Below are 26,666 nucleotides of genomic sequence, written 5' to 3'. Positions count from 1 at the left end.
ACCATGACGGCGCTCATCTCGCTCCGGGACGTCACCAAGACCTTCTACAACGACGGCTTCGCCGTGGAGGTGCTGCACGGCATCTCGCTCGACATCGAGGCGGGGGAGTTCGTGGCGATCATCGGCCAGTCCGGTTCGGGCAAGTCGACGCTGATGAACATCCTCGGCTGTCTCGACCAGCCGACCTCCGGCGACTATCTGATCGACGGCGAGCCGGTCGCCGATTTCGAGAGCGACGAGCTTGCGGCGCTGCGCCGCCGCACCTTCGGCTTCGTCTTCCAGAGCTACAACCTCATCCCCACGGCGAGCGCCCGCGAGAATGTCGAGGTGCCGGCGATCTATGCCGGCATCCCGGCGCGCGACCGGCAGGAGCGGGCGGAGGCGCTGCTCGGCTCGCTGAAGCTGGGCGACCGGCTGGACCACCGGCCGAACCAGCTCTCCGGCGGCCAGCAGCAGCGCGTCTCCATCGCCCGGGCGCTGATGAACGGCGGCCGCGTCATCCTGGCCGACGAGCCGACCGGCGCGCTCGACAGCCAGAGCGGCGAGGAGGTGATGGCGCTCTTGCGCCGGATGCACGAGGACGGCCACACGGTCATCCTCATCACCCATTCGCGCGAGGTGGCGGAAGCCGCCGACCGGCTGATCGAGATCCGCGACGGCCGCATCATCTCCGACCGCGCCCGGAAGAGCCCTCCGTCCCCGGAGGCAGCCGGCCTCGGGAAGCCGGTAAAGGAAGGCTCGGCGGCGATCGCCGACATTTCCGAGGCGATCAAGATGGCCTTGCGGGCCCTGCACGCCAACCTGTTCCGCACCGTGCTGACGCTGCTCGGCATCGTCATCGGCGTCGGCTCCGTGGTGGCCATGCTGGCGATCGGCACGGGCGCGCAGAATTCCGTGCTCGACCGCATTTCCGCGATGGGCTCGGACCTCCTGCTCGTCCGCCCCAGCATGGCGAATTTCCGCGGCGGCGGCAGCGCGCCGGTGACGCTCATCCCTGCCGATGCGGATGCGATCCTCGACCTGCCGAACGTCGCCTTCGCCGTGCCGGAAATGACGAGTTCGGTCACCGTGCGCTACGGCAACATCGACTACCAGACGACGGCGAACGGCACCGTGCCGGCCTTCCCGCGCGCCAAATCCTGGAGCGTCGGCTCCGGCGAGTTCATCAACGCGGACGACATGGACACCTATGCGCCGGTCGCCGTGCTCGGCCAGACCGTGGCCAGGACGCTCTTCCCGGACGGCGCAAGCCCGCTCGGTGAGTACGTGCTGGTCAACAAGATCCCCTTCCAGGTCATCGGCGTGATGAGCGAGATGGGCGCGAGCGCCGGCGGCAACGACCAGGACGACGTGATCCTCGTGCCGCTTTCCACCGGCAGCATGCGGCTCTTCGGCCAGCGCAACGTGCGCACCATCACCGTCCAGGTGCAGGATGCCTCGGCCATCGACCTGACGCAGGACGCCATCCAGGCGCTGCTGAACGAGCGGCACAAGGCCGAGGACACGCAGATCACCAACATGTCCTCCGTGCGCGAGGCCTTCACCGAGACGTCGAACACGATGAAGCTCTTCCTCGGCTCGGTCGCGGCGATCTCGCTGCTCGTCGGCGGCATCGGCGTGATGAACATCATGCTGGTCAGCGTGCGCGAGCGCACCCGCGAGATCGGCGTGCGCATGGCGACCGGCGCGCGGCGGCGGGACATCCTCCTGCAATTCCTCATCGAGGCGCTGGTCGTCTCGGCGATCGGCGGCGCCATCGGCGTGGTGCTGGGCCTTTCGGTCGGCGGGCTCGCCCAGGCCTTCGGCATGCCGGTGAGCTTCACGGTCGGCCCCGTCGCGCTCGCCTTCGCCTGCTCATTCCTGACCGGCCTCGTCTTCGGCTACCTGCCGGCGCGCAACGCCTCGCACCTCCAGCCGGCCGTCGCGCTCAGCGCCGACTGAGCGCCGCAAGCCAGGCCGCGCGGTAGGCGTCCAGCCCCGCGATGGCCGAAGGCTCCGTCCGCGTCTCCAGTGTTGAAACCGGCGCGATGCCGGTCAGCAGGGATGCGCCCTGGCTGGTGCCCGTCGAGCCGGGTACGGCGATCACCGGGCGCCGCGTCAGCGCGGCGAGCAGGGTCAGGTAGAGACCGTTCGCCGCGAAGGGCCCTTCGACGATCGTCGGGCCGCCCGCGCCGATCAGTCCGAGGCAGGCCTCGTTCATCAGCGCGAGGTAGAGGCAGGCGGCGGCGTGGCGCTCGGCGGGGCGCGCACCCTCCGCGTTCACCCATTCCCTTTCCCGCCCGGGAAAGGGGCCGGAGCCCGGCGCGACATTGGGCGTGAGCATCAGCACCCTTGCGATTACCGCGGGCAGGGCAGCGCGGACATCCTCTTCCGCCACATCGCCGATCTCCGCGGACAGGATCTCGAACTCGCGCCCGCCCATGAAGCGGGACGAGGGCACGGCACGGCCGTAGGCGTCGACATTGGCGAGCGTGTCGCGCGCCGGATCGAGATGCTCCAGATCGCCGCCGACGGCGAAGTTGATCACCCACGTGCCGGTCGAGACCACCGAGAAGGGCGCCTTTCGCGCCACCAGATGCGGCAGCAGCGAGGCATTGGAATCGTGGATGCCGCAATAGACCGGGACCGAAGCGCCGATCGTGCCGGCGATCTCCGGCAGGACGGGGCCGAGCGCGTCGAAGGCCGGGCGGATCGGCGCCATCAGCGGGCGGATGCCGAGCGTGTCGACCAGCGAGGAATAGGCGCCCGTCTGCGGGTTCCAGAGGTCGGTATGGCAGCCGAGCGAGGTCACCTCGTTCGCCGCGACGCCGGTCAGCCGCGCCGCCCAGTACTGCGGGTAGGTGACGATGGCCGCGACCTTCGCGAAATCGTCCGGAAAGGCGGTCTTCTGGTAGTGCAGCTGCGCGCCGATATTGAGGCCCATCGACAGGCGCGGCGAACGGGTCTCGCCGAAGGGCGGGCGAAGCGCGTCATAGGCGTCGCGGATCGCCTGCGGATATTCGTGCTCGTAATCGATCACCGGCATTGCGAGCCGGCCATCCGCGCCGATGAGCGCGGCGGAGGCGCCATGGGTGGTGATCGAGATGGCGTCGAAGCCGGGCTCCTTCGCGAAGCGGCGCAGGGCATCGAGCGTGAAGGACCACAGGGCCTCCACGTCGTAGTGCGGGTAGGGGCCGTCCCTGCGGACGGTGTTGGCCATTTTCGCGGCGGTGATCTCGGCGCCCGTCGCGGCGTCGAGGACGACGACCTTGGCATTGGTCTTGCCGATGTCGAGGACAGCGATGCGGCGGTAGTCGCTCATGGCATGTGGAAGACGGGAACGAGGTCGCTCTGGACGGGGGAATTGTCCGGGTTCGTCTCCATGATGTCCGCCATATGCGCCCACCAGCGCTTCATCACCGGATGGTCGGGCAGGGCCGCCATGCCGTGCTCCTTCGGCCGGCTGAGGATGCCGAAGAGGATGTTCGTTTCCGGATCGAGATGGATCGAATAGTCGGAAACCCCGGCCGCGTGCAGCAGGTCGACCAGCTCCGGCCAGATCTCGTCGTGGCGCTTCCTGTATTCCGCCTCCATGCCGGGATGGAGCTTCATCTTGAAGGCATGTCTTTCCAGTTCGGCCATCACGCTTTCCTCGCCTGCTTGATCCGGCGCGCGACGATCGGCAGGGCGATGGTGACGATCAGCAGGAGGCCGATGAAGATGGACATGACGATGCCGGGCACGTTGAGAAGGCCGAGGCCGAAGGTGACGAGCCCCATGACGAAGGCGGCGATGACGACGCCGGCGATGGTGCCCGCCCCGCCGAGGATCGAGACCCCGCCGAGCACGACCATGGTCACCACTTCCAGCTCCCAGCCTTGCGCGATGGAGGGGCGCGTAGAGCCGAGGCGCGAGGTGAGGCAGACGGCGGCGATCCCGCTCATCAGGCCCGTCAAAAGGAAGAGGATGAACTTCACCCGGTCGACCGGGATGCCGGAAAAGCGCGCCGCCATGGCATTGTTGCCGATGACGTAGACGTGGCGGCCGAAATTCGTTCTGTGCAGCAGCACGGCGAAGAGGGCGGCCATGACGAGGAACAGCACGAACTCGAAGGAGAACACCCAGACGACATAGCCCTGGCCGAAATAGGCGAAGTCGGCGGGGTACTTGCCGTAGGCCTGGTCGCCGAGCACGATGTAGGAGATGCCGCGGAAGAGGCTCATCGTGCCGATGGTGACGACGATGGAGGGCAGCTTGAGGCCGGCGACGAGCAGGCCGTTGAAGGCGCCGCAGAGAAGGCCGGTGCCGATGCCGATGGCGACGAGCCCCGGCGTGCCGACGCCCGCCTGCGCGGCCGCGCCCATCGCCGTCGAGGCGAGCGCGATGATCGCAGCGACGGAAAGGTCGATCTCGCCGGCGATGATCAGGAGCGCCATGGCGAAGGCGATCAGCGCCTTTTCGGTGAAGTTGAACGTCGCGTCCGAGAGGTTCCAGGCGTTGAGGAAATAGGGGGAGGCGAGCGAGTTGGCGATGAAGATCGCCACCGCCACGCCGAAGAGCAGCACTTCCCAGCTCGCCAAGAGCCGCTTCATGGGCGTGCCGAGCCGGTCCGGGATCTGGCGGCGGGTCGCGGTCGTTTCGGTGCTCATGCCGGCATCTCCTTGGCGGCGCGGTCGCGCAGGATGATACGGCCCTTCTTCTTCTCGGCGCGGGCGTTGAAGACGACGGCGAGGATGATGACGACGCCGGAAATCGCCATCTGCGCGAAGGGCGAGATGCCGATGACGGGCAGCGCGTTCTTGATGACGCCGAGGAAGAGGGCGCCGAGCACGGTGCCGATCACCGTGCCGATGCCGCCGGCAATGGAGATGCCGCCGATGACGCAGGCCGCCACGCTGTCGAGCTCGAAGCCGGCGGCGATGTCGACATAGGCGACGGCATAGCGCGACACCCAGAGATAGCCGGAGAGGCCGGCGAGCGCGCCGGACAGCACGAAGGCGAGGAAGCGCGAGCGGCCGACATCGATGCCGGCATAGACCGCCGCCGTCGGGTTGCCGCCCGAGGCATAGGCGGCGCGGCCGAAGGGCGTGCGCGTCAGCACGAACCACATCGTGAGCACGATGGCGATGGCGACCCAGGAGAGGATCGGCAGGCCGAGCACCGGCAGGCGCGGCAGGTTGAGGAAGTCCGGCGTCATCTGGTGGGCGTTCACCCAGCCGCCGCCGGAAAGCACGAAGGCCATGCCGCGGTAGATGGTGAGCGTGCCGAGCGTCACGACGATGGGCGGGATCTGCAACAGCCAGACGAGGAAGCCGTTGATCGCGCCGAGCGCCGCGCCGATGGCGATGGCGAGCACGATCAGCAGCGCCAGCGGCAGGCCGGGATAGGCCGCGTCCAGCATGGCGACGGCCATGCCGGTGAAGGCGAGGTTCGCCGCGACCGAAAGGTCGATCGACTTCGTCAGGATCACCGTCATCTGCCCGAGCGCCAGGATGATCAGGATCGAGGTGTCGTTGAAGATGTTGGCGAGGTTGCCGGGGGCGGCGAAGCCGGCCGCCCGCGTCGCAAAGCCGGCGATCATCGCGACGATGATCAGCGCCAGCAGGAGTTCACGGTTCTTGAGGAGACGCTGCATGGTCAAATGCCCTTATGCATTGCCGGTCGCCGCGCGCACCAGCGTTTCCGCCGTCAGCCCCGCGCGGTCGTAGATGCCGGCCATCAGGCCCTCGCGCATCACGAGGACACGGTCCGACATGCCGAGGATTTCCGGCAGCTCGGAAGAGATCATGATGATCGAGAGGCCCTCGCCGGCAAGTTCAGAGATGAAGGCGTGCACGGCGGCCTTCGAGCCGATGTCGATGCCCTTGGTCGGCTCGTCGAGGATGATGACCTTCGGCTTGGTGGCGAGCCACTTGCCGATGACGACCTTCTGCTGGTTGCCGCCCGAGAGCGTGCCGACCGGGACGGAGAGCGCGGCCGCGCGCAGGTCCAGCCGCTCGGCATATTTGCGGGCGAGTGCGAATTCGTTGACGGCCTTCAGGAATCCCCGGGCGGAGGTGTGCGCCAGCGAGGGCAGCGACATGTTCTGGTAGATCGGCATTTCGAGCGCGAGGCCGTGCCGCCCGCGCTCCTCCGGCACGTAGACGATGCCGGCGGCGATGGCGTCGGCGGAGGAGCGGATGACGATCTCGCGCCCGTCGAGAAAGGTTTTTCCCGAGGCGGGAGCGGTCATGCCGAACAGCGACTGGCAGAGCTCCGACCGGCCGGCGCCGATGAGGCCGTAGACGCCGAGGATCTCGCCGCGCCGGAGCGCGAAGGAAACGTCGCGGAACTCGGTGTCGTGGCAGTAACCCTCGACCCTGAAGACGGTCTCGCCGATGGCGACCGCGGTCTTCGGGAAGACGTCGTGCACGTCGCGGCCGACCATCAGGCGCACGATCTCCTCCTGCGGCGTTTCCTTGAGCCTGCCGGCGCCCACCATGCGTCCGTCGCGGAAGACGGCGTAATTGTCGGCGATCTCGTAGAGCTCGTCGAACTTGTGGCTGATGAAGAGGATGGCCTTGCCCTTTCTCTTCAGGGTCTCGACGATGCGGAAGAGGTCGTCGATCTCCTTGCGCGAAAGGGCGGCCGTCGGCTCGTCCATGATGACGATGCGCGCTTCGACCGAGAGCGCACGCGCGATCGCCACCAGATGCCGCTGGGCGATCGACAGGTCCTTCAGCTTGATCGTCGGGTCGATGTTGCTTTCGAGCTGGTGCATCAGCGCGCGGGCGCGCTCGTTGATGGTCTTCCAGTCGATGAGGCCGAAGCGCGTGCGCGGCGCATGGCCGAGAAAGATGTTCTCCGCGACCGTCAGCTCGTCGAAGAGCACGGTCTCCTGGTGGATGGCGGTGACGCCGGCGTCGATGGCGGCCTGGGCGTTGGCGAAGGTGACGGGCTGGCCGTCCATGACGATCTCGCCCTCGTTCGGGCGGTAGATGCCGGTGAGGATCTTCACCAGCGTCGACTTGCCGGCGCCGTTCTCGCCGATCAGCGCCGTCACCTTGCCGGGATAGAGCGCGATGTCGACGCCGTCGAGCGCTTTCACGCCCGGAAAGACCTGCGAGATGCCGCGCATCGCCAGGAGGGGCGTTTCCAACGCCTCGGCCTTTGCGGCCATCATGGAAGCTGCAGCGCTCGTCATCATCCACACCGGAAAAGGGAAAAAGACCCGGCGGCCGAAGCCGCCGGGAAGGCTTGGAAGGATCAGAAGATCTTCGAGAACTCGTCGATGTTCGAGGCGTCGTAGACGAAGGGATCGGCCATCGCGGCCTCGCCGTTGTCGCCCACCTTGATCTTGCCCATGCGGCCGGCTTCGATTTCCGCGCCCGGCGCGCCGTCCGTTTCGCCCTTGACGAGGCGATAGGCGATCTGGGTCGCGGAATAGCCGAGGTCGATCGGGTTCCAGATGGCGAATTCCTTGGTCGCGCCGGACTTGATCGCGCCGGCCATCTCGGAGGGAAGGCCGAGGCCCGTCACGTAGACATCGCCGATCTTGCCGGCATCCTTGACAGCCTGCGAGGCGGCGAGAACGCCCACCGTCGTCGGCGCGACGATGACCTTGACGTTCGGCTGCGAGGTCAGGAGGCCGTTGGCTTCGCGATAGGACTTGTCGGCAAGGTCGTCGCCGTAGACGGTGGTGACGAGGTTGAGCCCCGGGAAGTCCTTGAGCTGCTTCTTCATCTCCTCGATCCAGGTGTTCTGGTTGGTCGAGGTCGTCGTCGCCGAGAGGATCGCGAAGTCGCCCTTGCCGTCCGGCAGGTGGTTGGCGGCGAGCTGCAGGCACATCTTGCCGATCAGCTCGTTGGAGGACGGGTTGAGGTGCATGATGCGGCCTTCCGGCGCAACGCCGGAATCCCAGGAGATCACCTTGATGCCGCGCTGCTGGGCCTTCTTCAGCGCCGGAACGACGGCGTCCGGATCGTTCGCCGAGATCGCGATGGCATCGACGCCCTGTGCGATCAGCGAGTTGATGACCTCGATCTGGCCTTCGGCCGTCGTGGTGGTCGGGCCGGTATAGATGATCTCGACGTCGCCGAGCTCCTTTGCGGCCTCCTGCGCGCCCTTGTTGGCGGCCTCGAAGAAGCCGTTGCCCAGCGACTTGACGAGAAGGGCGATCTTCACGTCCGCGGCGCTGGCCGAGGACATCATGGCGGCGAGCGCGAGGGCGGCGCCGGCGAGCAGTTTCGTGGTCAGTCTCATGTTCTTCCTCCCAGTGTTGAAACAATCACTCCTCCCGGCCGCCGCTTTCCTCAGGCGGCCGAGGTGGAATCCTCCCTTTCGGCCGAAGCCATCGGCTTGACCGTGATGAGCTTTACGCCGGCATTGGCGACCATCGCGGCCGCCTCGTCCGAAATCCTGTCGTCGGTGATGATCGTCGTGACGTTCTCCAGCGGGCAGAGGATGAGGCTGGAGCGCCGCTCGAACTTGCTGGAGTCGACCATCACGATCAGTTCCTCCGCCTGCCGCATCAGCTTCTGCTCGCTCTGGATGACGAGCGCGTCCGATTCCATGATGCCGAGCGCGTTGACCCCCTGAGCGCCGATGAACATGCGCCGGGCATAGAAGTTGCGGATGGCGTCATTGTCGAAGGGCGAGAGGATCAGGCTCTGGTCGCGGTAGATCGCCCCGCCCGGAACGCTGACCGTGCACTTGGAATGCTTCACCAGATGCTCGGCGATCGCGAATGAATTGGTCATGACCTGAAGGCGGCGGGCCGACATGAAATGCACCATCTGGAACGTCGTGGTGCCGCCGTTGATGATGATGGAATCGCCTTCCTCGCACAGTTCCACGGCGCGGCGGGCGATTGCGCGCTTGCGATCGATATTGATCGATTCGGAGACCTTGAAGGGACGCGCCGCCAGGTTGCCGAGCTGCGGCGGATGCACCGCCTCCGCGCCGCCGCGCACGCGCCGCAGCTTGCCCTGCACGTGCAGGGCGGCGATGTCGCGGCGGATCGTGGCTTCGGATGCCTCGGTCAGTTCGGCGATATCCTGCACCGTCACGACGGGCTTCTCCTGGATAGCGCTCAGAATGATGCGATGGCGTTCGCGTTCGTGCATGGGCTCCTCCTGGGCATGATTTATTCGCATTCCCTCTAAGCTGTCAATCATAAACGATCAAAAAAGATCATATTGCATTGCACAATGATTTTTAATGATCAAAATTGATTGACATTGCGGCTTGGAATGCGTCATAGCTCCGAAAAGAAGGAGACGGGGGCCGGCTGCGGCGTCCCGCAAACCGACAAGCCAGGGAGGATGTCATGACGGGCCAGCCCCGCCTTCTCGAAAACCGTTGGGATGATGCCTATGCGGCCGGGCTCGACGAACCGGGCAAGCTGCTCTACCGCTCCAACCTCCTCGGCGCCGACAAGCGCATCACCAATTACGGCGGCGGCAACACGTCGGCCAAGGTCGAGGAAACCGATCCGCTGACGGGCGGGAAGGTCCGCGTCCTGTGGGTCAAGGGCTCCGGTGGCGACGTCGGCACGATCAGGCTCGACGGCTTCGCCACGCTCTACATGGACAAGCTCGAAGCCTTGAAAGGCCTCTACAGGGGCGTGGAGGACGAGGACCGCATGGTCGGCTTCCTGCCGCACTGCACTTTCAACCTCAACCCGCGCGCCGCCTCGATCGACACGCCCCTGCACGGCTTCGTGCCGTTCACGCATGTCGACCACATGCACCCGGACGCGATCATCGCCATCGCCGCCTCGAAGAACTCGAAGGAGCTGACGGCGAGGATCTTCGGCGAGGAGATCGGCTGGCTGCCCTGGCGCCGCCCCGGCTTCCAGCTCGGCCTCGATCTCGAGGCCTTCGTCAGGGCGAACCCGAAGGCCAAGGGCGTCGTGCTCGAAAGCCACGGCCTCTTCACCTGGGCGGACGACGCCAAGGACTGCTACCTGCTGACGCTCGACATCATCAACAGGGCGATCGAATGGTTCGCGAAGGAGACGGACGGCAAGACGATCTTCGGCGGCGCGGTCGCAAAGAGCCTCGATGCCGCTGAGCGCCGCGCGGTCGCCGCGAAGCTGATGCCGGAAATCCGCGGCCGCATCGGCAAGGCCGAGCGCAAGCTCGGCCATTTCGACGACCAGGACGCCGTGCTCGAATTCGTCAACTCGAAGGACCTGAAGCCGCTCGGGAACCTCGGCACCTCCTGCCCGGACCACTTCCTGCGCACGAAGATCCGCCCGCTGATCGTCGATTTCGACCCGGCGAAGCCCGATGTCGATGCCGTGATCGCCGGCCTCGACAAGGCGCTGGAGGACTACCGCGCCGACTACACGCGCTACTACGAGGCCTGCAAGCACGACAATTCGCCGAAGATGCGCGACCCCAACCCGGTCATCTTCCTCGTTCCGGGCGTCGGCATGCTCTCGTTTGCCAAGGACAAGGCGACGGCCCGCATCGCCGGCGAATTCTACGTCAACGCCATCAACGTGATGCGCGGCGCCTCCACGGTTTCCGAATACCAGGGCCTGCCCGAGCAGGAGGCCTTCGACATCGAATACTGGCTGCTGGAGGAGGCGAAGCTCCAGCGCATGCCGAAGCCGAAGAGCCTTGCCGGGCGCGTCGCCTTCGTGACGGGCGGGGCCGGCGGCATCGGCCGGGCGACGGCCGAGCGGCTGGCGGGCGAGGGGGCCTGCGTGGTGCTGGCCGATATCGATGCCGATGCGCTGGATGAGGTCGGCGCGGATTTCGCGAAGGCGTACAGCCGCGATGCCGTGCGCACGGTCAAGCTCGACGTCACGGACGAAGCAGGGGTCGTCTCTTCCTTCGCGGAGGCCTGCGTCGAGTTCGGCGGCGTCGACATCCTCGTCTCCAATGCCGGCATCGCCTCGTCGGCGCCCATCGAAAGCACGGAGCTTTCGATGTGGAACAAGAACATCGACATCCTGGCGACCGGCTATTTCCTCGTCTCGCGCGAGGCGTTCCGGCTGTTCCGCCGCCAGAACCTCGGCGGCAACGTGGTGTTCGTCGCCTCGAAGAACGGCCTCGCCTCCTCGCCGAACGCCTCGGCCTATTGCGCGGCGAAGGCGGCGGAGATCCACCTCGCCCGGTGCCTCGCGCTCGAAGGGGCGGAAGCGGGCATCCGCGTGAACACGGTGAACCCGGACGCGGTGCTGCGCGGATCGAAGATCTGGAACGGAGAATGGCGCGAACAGCGCGCGGCCTCCTCCAGGATCGAGGTCGACGAGCTGGAGGAGCACTACCGCAAGCGCTCGATGCTGAAGCTCAACGTCTTCCCGCAGGACATCGCCGAGGCGATCTATTTCCTCGCCTCGGACCTTTCGGCGAAGTCGACGGGCAACATCATCAACGTGGACGCCGGCAACGCGCAGAGTTTTCCGCGCTGATCCGCGCGCATCAGGGAGGATGGAATGGCAGAGTTCAGGATCGCGCAGGATGTGATTGCCGCGGATAACGACAGGCGGGCGCCCGCGCTCGCGGAGGACTATGACGCGCTCGGCGCAAGCCTTGCCCGCCGCGGCATCGACATCGAGGAGATCGTCCGCAAGGTGGAGACATTCTTCGTCGCCGTTCCCTCCTGGGGCGTCGGCACCGGCGGCACGCGTTTCGCGCGCTTTCCCGGCACGGGCGAGCCGCGCGGCATCTTCGACAAGCTCGACGACTGCGCGGTCATCCACCAGTTGACGCGCGCCACGCCCACCGTCTCGCTGCATATCCCGTGGGACAAGGCGGACCCGAAGGAACTGAAGGCCAAGGGCGATGCGCTCGGTCTCGGCTTCGACGCGATGAACTCCAACACCTTCTCCGATGCGCCGGGCCAGGCGCATTCCTACAAATACGGCTCGCTCAGCCACACGGATGCGGCGACCCGCGCCCAGGCGGTCGAGCACAATCTCGAATGCATCGAGATCGGCAAGGCGATCGGCTCGAAGGCGCTCACCGTGTGGATCGGCGACGGCTCCAACTTCCCCGGCCAGAGCAACTTCACCAAGGCCTTCGAGCGCTATCTCGCCGCGATGGCGGAGATCTACAAGGCGCTGCCGGACGACTGGAAGCTCTTTTCCGAGCACAAGATGTACGAGCCGGCCTTCTATTCGACGGTGGTGCAGGACTGGGGCACGAACTACCTGATCGCCCAGACGCTCGGCCCGAAGGCTGAGTGCCTCGTCGATCTCGGCCACCACGCGCCGAACACCAATATCGAGATGATCGTCGCCCGCCTCATCCAGTTCGGCAAGCTCGGCGGCTTCCACTTCAACGATTCCAAATACGGCGACGACGACCTCGACGCCGGCGCGATCGAGCCCTACCGCCTGTTCCTCGTCTTCAACGAACTGGTGGATGCGGAGGTGCGGGGCGTCGAGGGCTTCCACCCGGCCCATATGATCGACCAGTCGCACAACGTCACCGACCCGATCGAGAGCCTGATCAACAGCGCGAACGAGATCCGCCGCGCCTATGCGCAGGCCCTCCTCGTCGACCGCGCGGCGCTCGCCGGCTACCAGGACGACAACGATGCGCTGATGGCGACGGAAACCCTGAAGCGCGCCTACCGGGTCGATGTCGAGCCGATCCTCGCCGAAGCGCGCCGCCGCGCCGGCGGGGCGATCGATCCGGTCGCGGCCTACCGCGCCAGCGGCTATCGCGGGAAGGTCGCCGCGGAGCGTCCGGCATCCGCCGCGGGTGGCGGCGGCATCGTCTGAAGGCCGGCCTCCCAAGATTGTGGGAGGCTGTCGCCATATCTTGGGATTCCTATTTGCGCCGGGGCGAAATATGACTTCCGCATGGATGATTCGGCGGCGATTCGTTTTTTCCGCCGTGGCGGCCTGGTGCTTCGCGCGGCATCGCTGCTGACGGCATGTGCGGCGATGGCGCTCGCCGGCTGCGCGGCGCGTCCCGGCACGGGCATCGCCACGATGTCCACCGCCGTTCCGGCCACCAGCGCGCTCGTGCTGCCCGCGCCCGGTACGCTGTCGATCGTCGGCGTGATCCAGCGGCAATATACCAATGCGATCGAGCAGCAGATCGCGCTTTCCGCCTCGGCGGCGACGCCCGGGCAGAATTTCCTGAGCATCCAGGCCTTCGGGCCGGCGCAGACGGTGGCGATGCCCGGCGGCGCGCTCGCCTTCAAGCCGGTGCGGCACTCGGCGATCCGGGGCGAAATCGCCGCCCATTTTTCCGGCCGCCGGCTTTCGATCTCCCCCAATTTCGTGCGCAACGGTTATGGGCCCTTCGGCTATGCGTACGGGCGCGGTGCGGGCGATGACGGCTGCCTCTACGGCTGGCAGCAGATTCGCTCCGACGTGATAGAGCGCGACAGGATGAGGGACCTGGGCATGATCCAGATCCGCCTGCGCGTCTGCCAGGCGGGCGCCTCGGAGAAGGAGCTGGTGGAACTGATGTACGGCTACACGGTCGTCGGCGGTTTCTCGGGCGCGACGTGGAACCCCTATGGCACGCCGGCTTCCGTCGACAGCCGGATCGGCGGCGGCGAACCGCTGCGGGTGGCGGTCGAGGAGAAGGCGCCCGTCACGGTGGTCACCACGCGCCAGCACGTTCCGGTGACGCGCCGTTCCGCCGAAAGGAGGCCCGCTCGCCAGGCGGATGCCGCCGATACGGGCGATGCCGTCGTCGTTCCCTCGCCGGCGGGCGGCGCGTCGGCTTCGGACGACGAGGCCGTCGTGGTGCCGTCCCCCGCCTGTGTTGCAGGAGCCTCGGGGTCGGCAACCTGTAATTGAAGTTTCGGCCGGCTGTTCTAATTTTTCCTTAACATTATGGTGGGTAAGGTCCGCCCAACACGCGCTATGACGGCGAAGGACGGTGCATGAGATATACCGGCACGATTATCCTGTGGGCGCTCGTCTCCGCTCTCGTGATCCTCGTGATCACCCTGCCCATCAATCTCCAGACCCAGCTCATCGCCAGCATCGCCGTGGTCACCTTCATGGCGGTGATCAAGGTGCTGCGCGCGGAAGGCATCTGGCGGCTCATCGCGCTCGCCTTCGGCACGGCGGTGGTCCTGCGCTACGTCTACTGGCGCACGACGAGCACCCTGCCGCCGCTCAACCAGCTGGAGAACTTCATTCCCGGCTTCCTGCTCTATCTCGCCGAGATGTACAGCGTGATGATGCTGGCGCTCAGCCTCTTCGTCGTGGCGATGCCCCTGCCGCCGCGCAAGAGCCGCATGGCGCAGGAAGGGCGCCTGCCTTCGGTCGACGTCTTCGTGCCGAGCTACAACGAGGACACGGGCCTTCTCGCCAACACGCTCGCCGCCGCCAAGGGGATGGACTATCCTGCCGGCCGGCTCACCGTCTGGCTGCTCGACGACGGCGGTACGGAGCAGAAGCGCAATGCCACGTCGGTGGTCGAGGCCCAGATCGCCGAGGCGCGGCACCGGGAGTTGCAGGCGCTCTGCCGCGACCTCGGGGTCAACTATCTCACCCGCGCCCGCAACGAGCATGCCAAGGCCGGCAACCTCAACAACGGCATGCAGCATTCGACGGGCGATCTCATCGCCGTCTTCGACGCGGACCATGCGCCGGCGCGCGACTTCCTGCGCGAGACCGTGGGATATTTCGCCGACGATCCGAAGCTCTTCCTCGTCCAGACGCCGCACTTCTTCCTGAACCCCGACCCGCTGGAAAGGAACCTGCGCACCTTCGAGACGATGCCGAGCGAGAACGAGATGTTCTACGGCATCATCCAGCGCGGCCTCGACAAGTGGAACGCCGCCTTCTTCTGCGGCTCGGCGGCGGTGCTGAGGCGCACGGCGCTGAACGAGGCCGGCGGCTTCAGCGGCCTTTCGATCACCGAGGACTGCGAGACGGCGCTGGCGCTGCATGCGCGCGGCTGGAACAGCGTCTATGTCGACAAGCCGCTGATCGCCGGCCTGCAGCCCGCCACCTTCGCCAGCTTCATCGGCCAGCGCAGCCGCTGGGCGCAGGGCATGATGCAGATCCTGCGCTTCCGCTTCCCGCTCCTCAAGCGCGGGCTCTCCCTGCCGCAGCGCCTGTGCTACATGTCCTCGACGCTGTTCTGGCTGTTTCCCTTCCCGCGCACGATCTTCCTCTTCGCGCCGCTCTTCTATCTCTTCTTCGACCTGGAGATATTCACGGCCTCCGGCGGGGAGTTCCTCGGCTACACGCTCGCCTATATGCTCGTGAACCTGATGATGCAGAATTATCTCTACGGTTCGTTCCGCTGGCCTTGGATTTCCGAGCTCTACGAATATGTGCAGAGCGTGCACCTCCTGCCCGCCGTCGTCTCGGTCATGCTCAATCCGACCAAGCCGACCTTCAAGGTCACGGCGAAGGACGAGTCGATCAAGGTCGCGCGGCTTTCCGAGATCAGCCGCCCGTTCTTCGTGATCTTCGGCGTGCTCTTCATCGCCTTCCTGATGAGCGTCTACCGCTTCTATTCCGAGCCGTACAAGGCCGACGTCACCTTCGTCGTCGGCGGCTGGAACCTTCTGAACCTCATCATCGCCGGCTGTGCCCTCGGCGTCGTCTCGGAGCGCAGCGAGCGGGCGGCGAGCCGGCGCGTCACCGTCAAGCGCCGCTGCACCTTCATCCTCGACGGGCGGGAATACCCGGCGACGCTGGAGAACGTCTCGGCCCACGGCGCGCGCGTGCAGGTCTTCGGGCTGGAGGGCGAGGCGGCGCAGGGCGCCCGTGCCGACCTGCGCTTCACGCCTTACGGCGCCGAGCAGGAGGATACCCTGCCGGTCGACATCCGCAATATGGAGAACCTCGGCAGCGTCGTCGCCATCGGTTGCCGCTTCATGCCCGAGGAAGCGCGGCACCACTCGCTGGTCGCCGACCTCATCTTCGCGAATTCCAATCAGTGGAGCGACTTCCAGATCTCGCGCCGCTACAATCCGGGCCTGTTCCGCGGATCGCTGTGGTTCCTCGGCATCGCCGCCTACCAGACGAGCCGCGGGCTGCTCTACTTCCTGCGCAGCTTCCGCGCGCGCAGGGAGGAGGCCGCATCGTGACGCTCCTTGCGAAAAAGGCGAGGCTCCTCGGCCTTGCCCTCGTCCTTTCCGCCTCGGCCGCTCTCGCGCAGGAAGAGGCCGTCCCCTTCGACATGTCCGGCGAGCGTGGCCCGGCCGTCGAGACGAACCCGGCGGCGGGGGATGGCAAGCCGGTCACGACGCAGACGGGCGAGCCGGCAAGGAAGGCGGCGACGCCCGATCCCGCCCTGCGGCGCTACATCATCCCGGCTCCGTCCCTGCTTCTGGAAGGAGAGGTCGCCAGCCAGTCCTTCCCGGTGTTCCTCACCAAGCAGCAGGCGGCCGCCGCCACGGCGATCAACCTCGGTTATTCCAACGCCGTCGTGGTCGCGCCCGAATCCTCCACCCTCACCGTCATCGTCAACGACGTGACCGTCGGCGAGATTCCCGTGCAGTCGGCGGGAGGGACGAAGGATATCCGCTTCGACCTGCCGGCCGGCCTGCTGCGGCCGGGCGTCAACCGCGTGACCTTCAACGCGGTACAGCGCCACAGGACGGACTGCACGATCACCTCGACCTATGAGCTTTGGACGGCGCTCGATCCCGCGCGCACCTTCCTGGCGGCGCCGGCCGACACGGGCGGGCGGCCGCTCACGACCGACGACATCGCGGCCATCGGCCTCGGCCCGACGGGCCAGACGAAATTCGTTATGGTCGTGCCCGAAATGGGCCAGCCGGCCGCCACGAACGCGCTGATGCGGCTGAGCCAGGGCCTCGCGCTGATGGCGAAGATGCCCAACCAGACCTTCGACGTCGTCGATGCCCTGCCGGCGAGCGCCGGCGCGGGCGAACTGACGGTGCTGGTCGGCACGGCCGGGGATCTGGCACCGCTGCTGCCGGGCCTGCCGGCGGCCGCGCGCTCCTCGGCGATCGCCTCCTTCATCGATGCGCCGTCCGGCGACCGGAAGGTCTTCGTCGTCAGCGGGCCGGACTGGCCGTCGATCGAGGGGGCGGTGGAGGGCATGGTCTCGCCCGTCGACCGGCCGCTCGGCGTGATGCGCGAGGCGCTCAGCGTGCGCCAGCGCAATGCCGCGGACATGCCGCTTCTGACCGGCGAGACGTCGCTGACGCTCGCCTCGCTCGGCGTGCGCACCAACGAATTCAGCGGCCGGCGCTTCCGCACCGGTTTCGACATCGGCATCCCCTCCGATTTCTACGCCGACGCCTATGGCGAGGCGATGCTGATGCTCGATGCCGCCTACTCCCCCGAAGTGCTGCCGGGCAGCCATGTCGACATCTACGTGAACGGCAACATCGCCTCCACGGTGCCGATCACCAGCCGGAACGGCGGCATCTTCCGCCACCTGCCGATCCGGGTGACCATGCGGCACTTTCGCCCCGGCCCGAACCGCATCGACATCGAGACCGTGCTGTTGACGCAGGCCGACAAGGTCTGCGCGCCCGGCGCCAGCGCGCTGGAGGAACCCCGCTTCGCGCTGTTCGACTCGTCCGAATTCCGCATGCCGCGCTTTGCCCGCATCGCACAGCTGCCCAATCTCGCCGCGCTCGCCGGCACCGGCTTTCCCTATAACGGCCAGGTCGACCCGATCGCGCTCTATCTCGACCGCCTCGACGCCGAGACGCTCTCGGCGAGCGCCACCTTCCTCGGGAAATTGGCGGTTTCGAGCGGCCGCGCGCTGCAGGTCAGGCCGGAAGCCTCGGCGCTCGCGATCGGTGAGCGGAACGCCATCGTGGTCGGCACGATCTCGCAGCTTCCGCCGCTCGTTCTCGGCCAGATGCACATTGCCGGCGAAAGCGCCTCCTCCTGGGGCGCGGCGGCTGCGGGCGGCACCCGGCAGGGCGCGACGCAGGACGCCTTCAACGAATGGCAGTCGCGCGTGCGCGGCGGGTCCTGGCGCGGGCAGATTTCCGCGCTCGAGGCCTGGCTTCAGGATAAGTTCGACATCTCGCTCTCCTCGCTTCGCCTCCTGCCCGGCGAGGAGGCGCCGATCACGCCCGGCGAGAACGCCCGCTTCCTCGTCGCGCAGGGCGACAGCCCCGGACGCACCGCGACCTGGATCGTGCTCTCCGCCCCGACCGGCGCCGACCTTCGCGCCGGCATGAGCGCGGTGGCGCAGGATGAGCGCTGGCGCCAGCTCGACGGTTATGCCAGCCTCGACGGCAAGGACGCGCAAGCGCTCGAAACCCGCGCCGTGAGCCGAACCCGGTTCGTCGCCACGCAGCCCTGGACCTTCACGAACATGCGCCTCGTGGCGGCGAACTGGCTTTCTTCCAACATCCTTGCCTATGCCGTCCTGTTCTGCGTGCTGGCGATCCTGCTCGGCGTTGCCACATCGGGACTGCTGCGCCGCTTCGGACGGGGAACGTGAGCGGCCCGTTTACCAGCGGTTAACCCTATCGCGGTTTTATCCAGACTGGTTGGCTCTCCTTGGGGGACATGGCGCCATGTCCCGTCGTTCATGACGCATGGTATCGTCGCGGTCCAAGCCGGAGCTGGGTGTTTACGATGTACCGAAGGAAATTCGGGATGAAGTCGATCCTGATGGCGTTCGTCCTCGTTTCCGCCGGCGCGGCCAGTGTCGCCGGCGTTTCCTTCGGCGTGCCGGACGAACTGGTGAAGGGCCTGTCGCGCCTCGGCACGGGCGCGCAGAAGCAGTCCCGCGTGGAGCTGGCGCAGGCCCAGCAGAGCGGGCAGGGCGCGCAGCAGACCCAGACGCAGGACGCAGAAGCCGGCCAGCGCGGCCCTGTCGTCGACGAAAGCGCGCTGCGTTATTTCGCGGCGCGAGGAGATACCGCCCGGCTCAACGCGGAGATCGCCCGCCTGCGCGCGCTCTATCCCACCTGGACGCCGCCGGAAAATCCGCTCGCCGTGCCGGTGAACGAGGACAGGCAGCTTGAGGAGATGTGGGCGCTCTACAGCCAGTCGCGGTTTGCCGACGTGCGCGCGGCGATAGCGCGGCGCCAGCAGGAAGACCCGCAATGGATTCCGCCCGCCGATCTCGTGGAGCGTCTCGAGGTGGCGGAAAAGCGCGCCGCGCTCGTCGCCGCCTCGAATGCGGGGCGGAACGAGGAGGTGGTGCGCATCGGCGCGGAAACGCCGAGCCTGCTCACCTGCTCCGATGCGGATGTGCTCTGGCGCGTGGCCGAGGCCTTCGCGAAGATCGATCGCCTGCAGCGTGCGAAGGATGCCTATGGCTATATGCTCGACAACTGCTCGGATGCGCCGATCCGGGTGGCGACCGTGCAGAAGGCCTCGACCGTGCTCGGCTATGCCGACATGCAGGATCTTCTCGCGCGCGAGCGCACGGGAGCGGACGGCGTCAAGGAATTCGACGGAATCCGCAGCGACCTCGCCCGCCGCTTCGTCGGCGAGGGCGACGGGGATCCGGCGATAACCGTCGCCCCCGCCTATCTGAAGATCGTCGAGAAGCTCGTGGCGGACGAGGGGCTCGCCTCCGACGCGCTGCTGCTCGGCTGGTATTACCTGCGGCGCGATCAGAACGCCGCCGCCGAACCCTTCTTCCGCAAGGCGCGCGCCACCGAGGATTCCGCCTCGGCCTCGCAGGGCCTCGCGCTCATCCTGCTTGCCCGCAAGATGCCCGCCGAGGCGGAGGAGGTGATGTACGCCTGGCGCACGAGCTCCGACCAGGCGATGCAGACCTATCTTGCCGCCACCGCGAACCTGCTTGCCCTCGACCCGCTGCCGAAGCTCGACCCGAAGGTGCTGAACCGCATCGCGCAGGTCACGCTGGAGGAGAAGAGCCCCGAGACCGGCGAGCAGTTCGGCTGGTATGCCCTGGCCATGAACCAGCCGCGGACCGCCGAGGAATGGTTTTCCGAGGTGCTGAAGTGGAAGACGGATTACGAGCCCGCCGCCTATGGCCTCGGTGTCGCGCGGCTGAGGCTGGAGGATCGCGCCGGCCTTGCCGCCGTCAAGCAGGCGTGGGGCGGCCGGTCCCAGCGGATCGCCCGGCTCGGCGAGGAAGATACGAGCGGCGAGGCTGCACCCGCCCGCCGCGATGGCGCGGAGCGGGCCGTCCGCAGCGAGCGGCGCGTACCGGCCCGCGAGCGCACCGTCGAAGAGCGTGCGCGGACCGTGGAAGAGGGTGCCGCCGGGCCGCAGCGCGCCGTCCGCGCGGCGCGGCGGGAAGGCGCCGTGAATTGCCGCACCACGACGCGCGACCCGGGCGGCCTGTCGCCGGTAAGTGCGCTCTCGCTCGGCTGGTGCCTGATGGAGATCAACCGGCCGATGGAAGCGGCGCGGGCCTTCGAGGCCGCGCTGGCCGGCGGGGGACGGGTGAGCAGCGACGCCGCCTACGGCCAGAGCCTTGCCTATCTGAGGGCAGGCCTCACCAGCGAAGCGGCCGTGGCGGCCACCAAGGCGAAGCTCGACCGCAGCCGCGGCGCGGAGCTGCAGGCCGCTATCCTCGCCGACCGCGCCGTCAGCAGCTTCCGGGCGCAACGCTATCGCGAGACGCTGGTCTTCCTCGACCAGCGCAGCCAGTTCCGCGCCGAGCCGGCGGACCTGATGGTGATGCGTGCCTATGCCTACAAGAATCTCGGCATGCGCATGGACGCCCAGCGCCTTTTCGAGGCTCTCGGGGAGACCGGCCGCCAGGATGCCATCCGCGCGCTTGCCGAGATGCGCACCGAGCGGAACGCGCGCCGGTAGGCTGAGGCACCGGTTTCGGACAGAATCGGGTCGGTCCGGGAACTTCCGGGCACCTGGAGGGTTTCTCCCGTTGCTTTGAAGGGAGGGCGAAATGGACGAAGGTTCCAACATCCAGCTGCATTTCGACGTCTTGAGTTGCCGGGCGCTGCTGTCCTGCGAGGGCAAGGACTATGTCCTGCCGGACACCTATCCGAGCCGGGAAGCCGCGCAGGCCGCCGCGCAGAGGTTCGCCTGGGAGAAGCTGGGCCTGCAAAGCCGCCGCGGCCGCAAGCCATCCGACCTTGCCATCTGGCTGCGGTAGCATTCGGCAGCGGATTTCCGTAAACATCGAACCCGCAGGCCATAACGGAGTTCGAGCGTGAGCGTCGCATTCGTCAAGGAAGAGAGCGCGGAAACCGCAGCCGAGACCCAGCTGCCGGACCGTCCCATTTCACCGCATCCGAACCTTGTGACCGAGGCGGGCCTGAAGGCGCTCGAACGGCAGCTCCGGGAGGCGCGCGAGGCCTTCGAGTCCGCCGGCGCGATCGAGGACGTCAACGAACGCCGCCGCCAGGCGGCAGGCCCGGGGCGCGATTTGCGCTACTTTTCCGAAAGGCTGCGCACGGCCCAGCTCGTTCCCCCTCCTGCGTCGAACGAGACCGTCGCCTTCGGCAGCACGGTCACCTTCCGGCGCAATGACGGACGCGTCCAGACCTACCGTATCGTCGGCGAGGACGAAGCCGATCCCAAGGCGGGGTCGATCTCCTACGTCTCGCCGGTCGCCCGCCTCCTGATGGGCAAGGCGGCCGGCGATGTCGTGAGCGTCGGCGAGCAGGAACTGGAGATCGTGAAGATCGTCTGAACGGCCCCGCCATGCGAGGAAAGGCCGGCTTTCCGCCGGCCCTCCTGTCTTCATGCGGCCGCCGGCTCAGAAGCTGACGGGGCGGTCGCCGTCCTCGTCCTGGATGCGGGTCGGCAGGCCGATCCGGTTCAGGAGGCTGATGAAGGGCTTCGGCGGCAGTTCCTCGACGTTCGCCATCTTCTTCACGTCCCACTCGCCGGTGGCGATCAGCATCGCGGCGGCGACCGGCGGCACGCCGGCGGTGTAGGAAATGCCCTGCGAGCCCACTTCCTCGTAGGCTTCCTTATGGTCGGCCACGTTGTAGATGAAGACGGTCTTCTCCTTGCCGTCCTTCAGGCCCTTCACATAGTCGCCGATGCAGGTCTTGCCTTCGTATTCGGGGGCAAGCGAGGCGGGATCGGGCAGGCAGGCCTTGACGACCTTCAGCGGCACCACCTCCTGGCCTTCGGCGAGCCTCACCGGCTGCTCGGAGAGCAGGCCGATATTCTTCAGCACCGTGAAGACGTTGATGTAGTGATCGCCGAAGCCCATCCAGAAGCGCACGTCGGCGCCGTCCATGTTCTTGGCGAGCGAGTGCACCTCGTCATGGCCGCACAGATACGCCTTGCGCTTGCCGACGACCGGCAGGTCGTATTCCTTGCCGATCTCGAACATCTTGTTCGTCTGCCACTGGCCGTTCTGCCAGGAATAGACGACGCCGGTGAACTCGCGGAAGTTGATTTCCGGGTCGAAGTTCGTCGCGAAATACTTGCCGTGGCTGCCGGCGTTGATGTCGACGATGTCGACGTCCGTCACCTTGTCGAGGTACTCGTCCTTGGCAAGGCGCGCATAGGCGTTGACGACGCCGGGGTCGAAGCCGGCGCCGAGGATGGCAGTGATGCCCTTCTCCTCGCATTCGGCCGCGCGCTTCCATTCGTAGTTGCCGTACCACGGCGGCGTCTCGCAGATCTTGCCCGGCTCCTCGTGGATGGCGGTGTCGATATAGGCCGCACCCGTGTCCATGCAGGCGCGCAGCACCGACATGTTGAGGAAGGCGGTGCCGACATTGATGACGATCTCGGACCCGGTGGACTTGATGAGCGCCTTGGTCGCCTCGATGTCGAGCGCGTCGAGGGCGTGGCCTTCGAGGACGCCCGGCTGCTTCATCGCCTTCTTCTCATGAACGGATGCGATGATCCTGTCGCACTTCGCCTTGGTGCGCGAAGCGATGTGGATGTCGCCGAGCACGTCGTTGTTCTGGGCGCACTTGTGCGCCACGACCTGGGCAACGCCGCCGGCGCCGATGATGAGCGCGTTCTTCTTCATTTCGGGGGATATCTCCTTCTAACCCGGTGACGCCTCAGGAGAGGCTTTCTTCATAGTCCGCGTAGGTGAATTCGCGGACCGTTCTGATGGTGCCGTCCAGTTCGCGGATGGCGATCGCCGGCATCTTCACGCCGTTGAACCAGTTCTTCTTGACCATGGTGTAGCCGGCCGCGTCCTGGATGGAGAGGCGGTCGCCGACCTTCAGTTCCCGCTCGAAATCGAACTCGCCGAAGATGTCGCCGGCCAGGCACGACTTGCCGCAGACCATGTAGCGGTGCGGTCCGGTGTTGGGGACGAGCTTGGCGCTCTCGCGGTAGATCAGGAGATCGAGCATGTGCGCCTCGATGGAACTGTCGACGATGGCGAGGTCCTTGCCGTTGTTCAGCGTGTCGAGCACGGTGACCTCCAGCGTGGTGGACCTGGTGATCGAGGCCTCGCCCGGCTCCAGATAGACTTGAACGCCGTATTCGCCCGCAAAGCGCTTCAGCCGCTCGGCGAATTTCTCCAGCGGATAGGTCTCGCCGGTGAAGTGGATGCCGCCGCCGAGGCTCACCCATTCGGCCTTCTTCAGGAGCGGCGCGAATTTCTCCTCGATCGTTGCGAGCATGCGGTCGAAGAGGTCGAAATCGCCGTTTTCGCAGTTGTTGTGGATCATGAAGCCGGAAATGCGGTCCATGACCGGCTCGACTTGCCTCACGTCCCATTCGCCGAGGCGCGAGAAGGGGCGGGCGGGGTCGGCAAGGTCGAAGCTGGAGGAGGAGATACCGGGATTGAGCCGCAGGCCGCGCACGATGCCTGCGGCCTTGTCGGAAAAGCGCTCGAGCTGGCCGATCGAGTTGAAGATGATCTTGTCGGCGTGGCCGACGACCTCGTCGATCTCGTAGTCGGCATAGGCGACGGAATAGGCGTGCGTCTCCTTGCCGAAGCGCTCGTGGCCGAGGCGCACCTCGTTGAGCGAGGAGGAGGTCGTGCCGTCCATGTATTCCCGCATGAGGTCGAAGACCGACCAGGTGGCGAAGCACTTCAGCGCCAGCAGCGCCTTGGCGCCGGAGATTTCGCGCAGCCGCGCGATCTTCTCCATGTTGACGAGGAGCTTCGACTTGTCGATCAGGTAATAGGGCGTGGTCAGGGACATGGGGACCTGTCTTCTTGCGGTGGAACGGTCGCCGGCCGGCGCCGGAAACGCGATAGGGACGCGGCGAGGAGAGGCGCAGCCTCCCGCTTCGCGTGGGATCAGGGAAAGGAAGGCCGCCGGTTACGGTATCGTCGTGCGGACACGGCGATGTGACGGCGCTTTCGCGCTGTTACCTCTGTCGCGGTGCCGGGTCGGAAAAAGGGCGGGCAGGCGCGGTGTCTTCACCGGCCGCACGGGGCCGGTCGGCGCAACGGCGTCAAAGCCAGACCGTGCCGCATCGGCACGCATCGTGAAGCGTTCTTCCGTTCGGGGGGCATCGACCGAGCCCATCCCCGATTGGAAGAGGGCGTCGCAAGACATGGCGTCCTCCCCAACCAGCAGATGAAACCTGCAATAGGTGGGCTCTCTAGCACAGGCGCGCGGAGGATTTCAATGCGGTCGTTCGGCAGAAAATTTTTCGCGGCAGGCCCTTGTACCTCTAGTCGCTAGAGGTCGTAGAACATCCTCACCAGCATGAAGAGGATTTTTCGATGCCCGATGTGAAAGAGACGCGTTTCCGGGTGGAGGGCATGGATTGCGCCTCCTGCGCCGGCAAGATCGATACCGCGGTGCGCCGCATGCCGGGTGTTTCGGACGTCTCCGTCTCCGTGACCGCCGGCAGCATGCGCGTGCGGCACGATTCGACGAGCGACCTGGAGGCGATCCGCAGGAAGGTATCCGGCCTCGGCTACGCCGTGACGCCGGCAGCGGATGTGCCCGCGGAAATGCCGGCCGGCACAGACGGGCACGATCCCGGCTGCGGCCATGACCACGACCTTCACGGCCGCGCGCCGGAGGCGGCCGCGATCGGGGGCCTGCACGGCCACGACCATGGCCCTTCGGAAGGTCCGTGGTGGAAGGGCAGGAAGGGGCGCCTCACCATTCTCGCCGGCGCGGCGCTGGCGATCGCCTATGGCATCGGCCATCTCTTCCCGGCCGTCGAGACCTATGCCTTCGTCGTCGCCATGTTCGTCGGCCTCGTGCCGATCGCCCGCCGCGCCGTCATGGCCGCGCTCGCCGGCACGCCGTTCTCCATCGAGATGCTGATGACCATCGCCGCCGTGGGTGCGGTGATCATCAACGCTTCGGAGGAGGCGGCCGCCGTCGTCTTCCTCTTCCTCGTCGGCGAGCTCCTGGAGGGCGTTGCCGCCGGCAAGGCGCGCGACAGCATCCGCTCGCTCTCCGCTCTCGTCCCGAAGACGGCGCTGCTCGAAGCGGATGGCCGCACCAGGCAAGTCCCGGCCGAGGAACTCGCCGTCGGCGCCGTCATCCTCGTGCGCCCCGGCGACCGCATTTCCGCTGACGGTGCGATCATCGAGGGCGAGAGCGCCATCGACGAGGCGCCCGTCACCGGCGAGAGCACGCCGGTCCGCAAGGGCGAAGGCGACACGGTCTTTGCCGGTACCGTCAACGGCGATGCGGCGCTGCGCGTGCGCGTCACCGCCGCCGCGGCGGACAACACCATCGCCCGCGTCATCAAGCTGGTCGAGGAGGCGCAGGAATCGAAGGCCCCGACCGAACGCTTCATCGACCGCTTCTCGAAATACTACACGCCCGGCGTGGTCGCCGTCGCCGCGCTCGTCGCGGTCATCCCGCCGCTCTTCCTCGGCGGCGTGTGGAGCGAGTGGATCTACAAGGGCCTCGCCGTGCTCTTGATCGGCTGCCCCTGCGCGCTCGTCATCTCGACCCCCGCCGCCATCGCCGCCGCGCTCTCCGCCGGCGCCCGCCGCGGCCTCCTGATGAAGGGGGGCGCGGTGCTGGAAGGCCTCGGCAAGCTCACCGCCATCGCCTTCGACAAGACCGGCACGCTCACCGAGGGCAGGCCGAAGGTCACCGACGTCGTCGCCTTCTCCCGGCCGGCGCGCGAGGTGCTGCGCCTTGCCGCCGCGCTGGAGGCCGGCTCCAGCCACCCGCTCGCGCTCGCCATCCTCGGCAAGGCGGCGGAGGACGGCATCGTGCCGCCGGCCGCAAGCGGCGCGCGGGCGCTGGGCGGCAAGGGCGTCGCCGCCGCCGTCGAGGGAAGGGAGGTCTTCCTCGGCTCGCCCAAGGCCGCCGCCGAGCGGGCCGCGCTCTCCGAAGAGGCGAGCGCCGCCACCACGGCGCTCAACGACGACGGCAAGACCGTGTCCCTGCTGGTCGTCGACGGCGTGCTCGCCGGGGCCGTCGCCATGCGCGACGAGCCGCGGGCCGACGCCGCCGCCGGCCTGAAGGCCCTGAAGGATGCCGGCATCAGGACGATCATGCTGACGGGCGACAATGCCCGCACGGCAAAGGCCGTCGGCGCCGCGCTCGGCATCGAGGTGCGTGCCGAGCTGATGCCCGAGGACAAGCAGCGCATCGTCGGCGAGCTTCAGCGCGAAGGTTTTACCGTCGGCAAGATCGGCGACGGCATCAACGACGCGCCGGCGCTCGCCGCCGCCGATGTCGGCATCGCCATGGGCGGGGGCACCGACGTGGCGCTGGAAACGGCGGATGCCGCCATCCTGCACGGCCGCGTCGGCGACGTCGCGTTGATGACGGACCTTTCCAGGCGCACCATGCGCAACATCACGCAAAACATCGTCATCTCGCTCGGCCTCAAGGGCGTGTTCCTGGTGACGACCGTGGCCGGCATCACGGGCCTCTGGCCGGCGATCCTCGCCGATACCGGCGCCACCGTGCTCGTCACGCTGAATGCGCTGCGCCTGCTGCGGCCGATCCGGTGA

19 protein-coding genes are annotated in these 26,666 nt (G+C 67.1%); 10 read left to right on the top strand and 9 right to left on the bottom strand.

Going from position 1 to position 26,666, the window contains the following annotated elements; translation table 11 throughout:
- Window positions 1-3: 3 nt before the first annotated feature.
- Window positions 4-1,941 (top strand): MacB family efflux pump subunit, encoded by a 1,938-nt coding sequence (locus ACIIOY_RS03940; RefSeq protein WP_411033320.1) that lies wholly within the window; start codon window positions 4-6, stop codon window positions 1,939-1,941.
- On the opposite strand, the gene ACIIOY_RS03935 is transcribed toward ACIIOY_RS03940, so the two are convergent.
- The 7 genes from ACIIOY_RS03935 to ACIIOY_RS03905 all read right to left on the bottom strand — a co-directional run bounded on the left by ACIIOY_RS03935 (window position 1,928) and on the right by ACIIOY_RS03905 (window position 9,083).
- Window positions 1,928-3,301, bottom strand: coding sequence for an FGGY-family carbohydrate kinase (locus ACIIOY_RS03935; protein WP_411033319.1), 1,374 nt, complete (start codon window positions 3,299-3,301; stop codon window positions 1,928-1,930). The genes ACIIOY_RS03940 and ACIIOY_RS03935 overlap by 14 nt on opposite strands.
- Window positions 3,298-3,621: an L-rhamnose mutarotase gene (gene rhaM / locus ACIIOY_RS03930; protein ID WP_411033318.1), complete on the bottom strand. Its 324-nt coding sequence runs from the start codon at window positions 3,619-3,621 to the stop codon at window positions 3,298-3,300. The genes ACIIOY_RS03935 and rhaM overlap by 4 nt, the downstream gene beginning before the upstream one ends.
- Window positions 3,621-4,628 carry an ABC transporter permease gene (locus ACIIOY_RS03925; protein WP_411033317.1) on the bottom strand — a complete coding sequence of 336 codons (1,008 nt, stop codon included), beginning with the start codon at window positions 4,626-4,628 and terminating at the stop codon, window positions 3,621-3,623. The genes rhaM and ACIIOY_RS03925 overlap by 1 nt, the downstream gene beginning before the upstream one ends.
- A complete protein-coding gene (locus ACIIOY_RS03920; RefSeq protein WP_411033316.1) occupies window positions 4,625-5,614 on the bottom strand; it encodes an ABC transporter permease in 990 nt (329 codons plus the stop codon). The genes ACIIOY_RS03925 and ACIIOY_RS03920 overlap by 4 nt, the downstream gene beginning before the upstream one ends.
- A 12-nt stretch (window positions 5,615-5,626) precedes the next feature.
- Window positions 5,627-7,162: a sugar ABC transporter ATP-binding protein gene (locus ACIIOY_RS03915; protein WP_411033315.1), complete on the bottom strand. Its 1,536-nt coding sequence runs from the start codon at window positions 7,160-7,162 to the stop codon at window positions 5,627-5,629.
- Between the two features lie 62 nt (window positions 7,163-7,224).
- Window positions 7,225-8,220 (bottom strand): rhamnose ABC transporter substrate-binding protein, encoded by a 996-nt coding sequence (gene rhaS, locus ACIIOY_RS03910; protein ID WP_411033314.1) that lies wholly within the window; start codon window positions 8,218-8,220, stop codon window positions 7,225-7,227.
- Between the two features lie 50 nt (window positions 8,221-8,270).
- Complete coding sequence (locus ACIIOY_RS03905; RefSeq protein ID WP_411033313.1) at window positions 8,271-9,083, bottom strand: DeoR/GlpR family DNA-binding transcription regulator; 813 nt, start codon at window positions 9,081-9,083, stop codon at window positions 8,271-8,273.
- 203 nt (window positions 9,084-9,286) lie between these two features.
- Between ACIIOY_RS03905 and ACIIOY_RS03900 the strand changes: the two genes are divergently transcribed.
- The 8 genes from ACIIOY_RS03900 to greA all read left to right on the top strand — a co-directional run bounded on the left by ACIIOY_RS03900 (window position 9,287) and on the right by greA (window position 21,482).
- Entirely contained in the window at window positions 9,287-11,383 is a 2,097-nt protein-coding gene (locus ACIIOY_RS03900) for a bifunctional rhamnulose-1-phosphate aldolase/short-chain dehydrogenase (RefSeq protein WP_411033312.1), read from the top strand.
- Between the two features lie 24 nt (window positions 11,384-11,407).
- Window positions 11,408-12,700 carry an L-rhamnose catabolism isomerase gene (rhaI, locus tag ACIIOY_RS03895; RefSeq protein WP_411033311.1) on the top strand — a complete coding sequence of 431 codons (1,293 nt, stop codon included), beginning with the start codon at window positions 11,408-11,410 and terminating at the stop codon, window positions 12,698-12,700.
- 126 nt (window positions 12,701-12,826) lie between these two features.
- A complete protein-coding gene (gene bcsN, locus ACIIOY_RS03890; protein ID WP_411033310.1) occupies window positions 12,827-13,735 on the top strand; it encodes a cellulose biosynthesis protein BcsN in 909 nt (302 codons plus the stop codon).
- An 86-nt stretch (window positions 13,736-13,821) separates the two neighbouring features.
- Window positions 13,822-15,990, top strand: coding sequence for a UDP-forming cellulose synthase catalytic subunit (gene bcsA / locus ACIIOY_RS03885; protein WP_411033309.1), 2,169 nt, complete (start codon window positions 13,822-13,824; stop codon window positions 15,988-15,990).
- Window positions 15,987-18,338, top strand: a complete 2,352-nt coding sequence (locus tag ACIIOY_RS03880; RefSeq protein WP_411033308.1) for a cellulose biosynthesis cyclic di-GMP-binding regulatory protein BcsB — start codon at window positions 15,987-15,989, stop codon at window positions 18,336-18,338. Before bcsA ends, ACIIOY_RS03880 begins: the two co-directional genes overlap by 4 nt.
- Window positions 18,339-18,496: 158 nt before the next feature.
- On the top strand, window positions 18,497-20,641 hold the full coding sequence (locus tag ACIIOY_RS03875; RefSeq protein WP_411033307.1) for a cellulose synthase: 2,145 nt from the start codon (window positions 18,497-18,499) through the stop codon (window positions 20,639-20,641).
- A 91-nt stretch (window positions 20,642-20,732) separates the two neighbouring features.
- A complete protein-coding gene (locus tag ACIIOY_RS03870; protein WP_411033306.1) occupies window positions 20,733-20,942 on the top strand; it encodes a hypothetical protein in 210 nt (69 codons plus the stop codon).
- Between the two features lie 57 nt (window positions 20,943-20,999).
- Window positions 21,000-21,482: a transcription elongation factor GreA gene (gene greA, locus ACIIOY_RS03865; RefSeq protein ID WP_411033305.1), complete on the top strand. Its 483-nt coding sequence runs from the start codon at window positions 21,000-21,002 to the stop codon at window positions 21,480-21,482.
- Window positions 21,483-21,548: 66 nt separating this feature from the next.
- On the opposite strand, the gene ACIIOY_RS03860 is transcribed toward greA, so the two are convergent.
- Window positions 21,549-22,787 carry a saccharopine dehydrogenase family protein gene (locus ACIIOY_RS03860; protein ID WP_411033304.1) on the bottom strand — a complete coding sequence of 413 codons (1,239 nt, stop codon included), beginning with the start codon at window positions 22,785-22,787 and terminating at the stop codon, window positions 21,549-21,551.
- A 34-nt stretch (window positions 22,788-22,821) separates the two neighbouring features.
- Window positions 22,822-23,922, bottom strand: coding sequence for a carboxynorspermidine decarboxylase (locus ACIIOY_RS03855; RefSeq protein WP_411033303.1), 1,101 nt, complete (start codon window positions 23,920-23,922; stop codon window positions 22,822-22,824).
- A 530-nt stretch (window positions 23,923-24,452) separates the two neighbouring features.
- Between ACIIOY_RS03855 and ACIIOY_RS03850 the strand changes: the two genes are divergently transcribed.
- Window positions 24,453-26,666, top strand: a complete 2,214-nt coding sequence (locus tag ACIIOY_RS03850) for a heavy metal translocating P-type ATPase (protein WP_411033302.1) — start codon at window positions 24,453-24,455, stop codon at window positions 26,664-26,666.

Source organism: Shinella agrisoli, assembly GCF_046557955.1.
GTDB lineage: Bacteria > Pseudomonadota > Alphaproteobacteria > Rhizobiales > Rhizobiaceae > Shinella.
Note: the sequence above shows the minus strand (reverse complement) of the source record. Positions and strands in the feature narration are given on the sequence as shown.